A 599-nucleotide genomic window follows, 5' to 3' on the forward strand; every position below is an offset into this window, starting at 1 on the left:
CGGAAAAGAGACTAAACTGAACCGCTGTGTGCCACCTTAAGAAAAAACACTTTGGTGCTTTGAAGCAGGCTATTGCGAAGGCCTTACTCACCAAACTCTATTTTAACCCGCTATGGTTATTCAAGCACTTCCTCTTGATAATTTTTTTGAGTGGCCGTTATTCGACTTTCAGTTATTGTCGATTGCAACACTGCGCTTTATTGTCGATTTGCCTGTAGCAGTATTCGCCATTGTGACGATCCAAAACACGCCCCCTCGCAATGATCTGCTTTAATCAAACAGGACACTTCAATAAGGAATATAATCCAATTATTGAGGTGTTAAATGACAAAACGAAAGAACAGAAGTTATACAACAGAGTTTAAACAAGAAGCGGTTGCCCTGGTCACCGAGCAAGGCTATAGCGTTCCTAAAGCGGCTGCTTCATTGGGTATTACAGATAAGTTGCTCTACAACTGGAAAGCCAAGTTTGATGCGGAACAATCTGGTACTGGCTTAAATACAGATGAGCGTGCTGAATTGCTTCGGCTCCGAAAGGAAAATAAAGAGCTGAAGATGGAAAAGGAGATTTTAAAAAAGGCCAGCGCCCTCCTGCTGAA

Annotated in this window: 1 protein-coding gene; it reads left to right on the top strand. The window is 42.4% G+C overall.

What is annotated here, in order from left to right; genetic code table 11:
- Positions 1–324: 324 nt before the first annotated feature.
- Positions 325–599: transposase (locus A3735_RS11370; protein WP_068638085.1), on the top strand; the 275-nt coding region annotated here is incomplete at its 3' end.

The organism is Oleiphilus sp. HI0061 (assembly GCF_001635675.1).